This window comes from Arthrobacter zhaoguopingii (assembly GCF_009828605.1).
Classification (GTDB): domain Bacteria; phylum Actinomycetota; class Actinomycetes; order Actinomycetales; family Micrococcaceae; genus Arthrobacter_D; species Arthrobacter_D zhaoguopingii.
This window is the reverse complement of sequence record NZ_WIAE01000034.1, coordinates 1-3,175: the sequence shown is the minus strand read 5'-3', so window position 1 is coordinate 3,175 and position 3,175 is coordinate 1. Positions and strand designations below refer to the sequence as shown.

At 63.1% G+C, this 3,175-nt stretch carries 4 protein-coding genes; 1 reads left to right on the top strand and 3 read right to left on the bottom strand.

Annotated elements, in window-relative coordinates; genetic code table 11:
* Nucleotides 1–285 precede the first annotated feature (285 nt).
* Nucleotides 286–435: a LuxR C-terminal-related transcriptional regulator gene (locus tag GVV77_RS18455; protein WP_246199900.1), complete on the bottom strand. Its 150-nt coding sequence runs from the start codon at nucleotides 433–435 to the stop codon at nucleotides 286–288.
* A 238-nt stretch (nucleotides 436–673) separates the two neighbouring features.
* Here GVV77_RS18455 and GVV77_RS17985 point away from each other — a divergent pair, with 238 nt between their 5' ends.
* Nucleotides 674–1,306: a hypothetical protein gene (locus GVV77_RS17985; protein WP_159620696.1), complete on the top strand. Its 633-nt coding sequence runs from the start codon at nucleotides 674–676 to the stop codon at nucleotides 1,304–1,306.
* 561 nt (nucleotides 1,307–1,867) lie between these two features.
* Here GVV77_RS17985 and GVV77_RS17980 read toward each other — a convergent pair.
* Together GVV77_RS17980 and GVV77_RS18210 are read right to left on the bottom strand one after the other, a co-directional pair.
* Complete coding sequence (locus GVV77_RS17980) at nucleotides 1,868–2,506, bottom strand: LysE family translocator (RefSeq protein WP_159620694.1); 639 nt, start codon at nucleotides 2,504–2,506, stop codon at nucleotides 1,868–1,870.
* A 320-nt stretch (nucleotides 2,507–2,826) separates the two neighbouring features.
* Nucleotides 2,827–3,175, bottom strand: a 349-nt coding sequence (locus tag GVV77_RS18210; protein WP_210252857.1) for a hypothetical protein, incomplete at its 5' end; no start/stop codon positions are given.

Genomic DNA, 3,175 nt, shown 5'->3' with positions numbered 1-3,175 from the left:
CCCACCCCCCACCCCACCCCGGACCCCACCGGCAGGGCCCCCAACCGGCACCGGCAGGGCCCACAACCGGCACCGGCACCCACCGGGGCCGCCCACCGCCACGGCTGCACGCACCCCAGCACCGGCAGCCACCGGGCCGCCCTCCGATCCGCTCGTCATCACCTCACAGCGTGGCATTGCAGATCTGGGTTCGACCAGATCCATTCACAGCCAGTCGTGTTCCCGCGCGTAACGGGCGGCGTCGTGGCGGGTCGTGGTGTGGGTCTTGCCGATGGCACTTGAAAGTTAGTTGCGGACCGTGCCGGGGGCAAGGTGCAGGATTCGAGCGATGTCCTGCACCGAATATCCGTCACTTGCCACACGGAGCACATCTCCCTCCCGCTCGGCGAGCGGGATGTCGTTGATGAGCGCCTGCGCGGAGATGGTGGCGTCCACGCCCGCACGGTTGCAGGTTCTTCATCTCCTCCCCAGTCTGCGCTTCATCGCGAACCGGCAGTAGTGGCGTAGTGTCACCGCCGAACCGTGACCCGGCACTAGGCTCGGGTATGAGGGGATGGAACGCTGGTACTTTGCAAGTACCCACCGCGGCGTGCTGCCGGATGCCGGATGTCGACCGGTGGTGCCGTCTTCGGTGAGTGGATGCCGGGAATGCCCGGCTCAGGAGGAGGCGACGATGAATAGGGTCAAACCCGGAGACGGCCACGCGCTGCAGCCCGTTCGTTGGTGGCAACTGTTCTCTCGCTCGGTGTTCCACCTTCCCCTGAGCTATGGAGACGCCCCGCCGGAAACCTGGTCCGTCGACATTCGGCATGGGGGCGATCCGGACGGAGAGGTGTACGCCCGGCTCTATCGCGATGGCATCAACACCGCACGATCGAAGGTTCCGGCGGTCTTTCCCGTCCCCGGTGGTCGGATCGAGGTCGCGACCAGCGCTTACGGACTCAGGCGGTGTCATTACGTGACGTACGACGGGACACAGCGACAGCTCTTTCCCGATCACGCATCGGCTGAGGGGCGACGGGCACACCTTGAACGAACCCGTCCGGCGTTAAGCCGCACCCTGGGCGCGGCGTCCATGGTCGTGCTTCTCCTCGCCCTGGTGCTCGGCCTGCCCCAGATCATCGAGCAGCTCACATCGATCCCGCTGTTAGCGGAGAGCGTCGGTACGCTGAACAGCCCCGTCCGCCTGCCCGAGTGGGTGAACGTCTTCCTGGTTGTCGCGGCGATCACTGCCAGCACCGAACGTGCACTGCGCCTGCGATACAGCCGGATTCTAGACGGCGGGATTCTCGACGGTGACGCCTGACGTGCGACGCGGGCGCTGCGGTGCCCGAGCCGACCGATTGCAACTCGTAGCGCGCCAGAGGCGAAGGCACGGGTCCCGGTCACGGGCTAACCGGCATCAACCGCGGAAGGCCAAAGGACCCCGCAAAGCCTTTTCAAGTCCTCGGAACCCACCTGGTGTTCCTCCATGGAGGAACACCGCACAACCATCTAAATCACCGAGCTCCTTCCATCGGGCACGCCGCGCAGCCCTGCAGGGCACGGCAACCGACTCAACGGGTTCAACGCCCCGCGCCCCGCCGACCAAGGGGCTGCGATTCCACTAAATCTCGCACCCCGCCACTCTCGGACGGCGGTCCCCGCGGCGGCTTCCTCAACGACGGCGGAATCGTCCCCAGATCACCCATCACCTGCAGAGGAAACGCACTACAGGGCCCCTCGGGCCGGCCTTGGACCGTGCCGAAGTAGGCCCGGCTCAAAGACAGCCTCAAGGGCTCCCGCGGAACGGTTACCCAGCGAGTGGCGCCTAGGTGCGGCAGACGTGAAGGGGTCGGCTAGGGGACCTGCGCCGGCCAGGCCCACCCTACGGGGTGGTGCGCCGGACGGTCGACGCGGCTGCGGCCATGAAGAGATACACGCAGCCGCTGACGCGGTCGAGCACGCGCAGTTTCAGGCGGGGGAGATGGCGGCGGAGCGCAGCGCCGGCCAGAGCCCAGACCGTGTCGGGGACGGTCATCACAAGAATGAAAAGAAAGCCCAGCAGAGTGAGTTGCAGCCAGATGGGTCCAGCTCCGGGTTGGACGAACTGGGGGAGGAAGGCCACAAAGAACATGGCAGTCTTGGGATTCAGCGCACCAACCATGAATCCTCGAGTAAGGCTGCGCCTCACTGTGGGTTCCACGTCCTGGACGGCGGGCTGTTCCAAGGTTCCTTGCCTGCGAGAGCCCAAGGCGCGGAAGGCCAACCAGAGCAGGTACAGGACGCCGGCGACCTTGACTACTGTGAACGCGATTGCGCTTGCAGCCACTAGGGCCGAGATGCCGAGGGCGGCGCCGGCCACATGCAGAACATAACCCAACTCGATCCCGGCGACGGCGGCTAAACCTCCACCGCGTCCGGAACGCAGAGTCGTGGTTAGGATGAAGGCCACCGAAGGCCCGGGGATGAGGGCGATCGGAAGAGACACAGCTATCAGCAACGCAGCGGTGCTTGCGGAAATCACGGCGGATCCTCCTCGATGACGGTGCAACATTAGCTCTGTGGCTCACCCTGCGGTAGGCCCTTTACGAGGCCTCCCCCCGGTGGGCCGCGCCGAAACGAGAGCCCGTGGTCTGCGCTGCGTCCCTCGAGCTGAATCGAGGCGTTTCAATGAAGCAGCTTGGGCAGCGGATGCGCTGGCCAGGCAGCCGCTGGAGTGCAGGAGATGAGTACCCTGCGATGCTCATCACAACGTGCCCGTCCGGTTTGCGCTGGTGCGCGGAGGCATGTAATGTTTTCTGAGTTGCCCCGCTGAGGGCAGCCAACCCCACCAAATTCTTGAAGCTAGTCCAGCGTGTGCTGAGCACTAAAGCCGGATGATGCTTTATTTTGCTGTGGTTGATTCCTCTTGTCGAATACTTCTCGGGTTTCACCGAAAAGAACGGATTTGACAAGGAGAAAGGAAATGAAATAAGTTAGTAACACACCACGGCGAAGAAATAAAGAGCTTTGGAGGATTTCGAAGGAAAACTTCGGATCTGGCTCGAAAAAGTATTCCCACGTGTTTGTTGTTTGAGAACTCAATAGTGTGCCAAGTTTGTTGATACCGATTGTTTTTTGATTGGTTGAATTGGCTGGTCTGCCGCACCCCGTGTGGTGGGCTGGTTTTTTTGGCTGGTTTCGAATTTTGTGC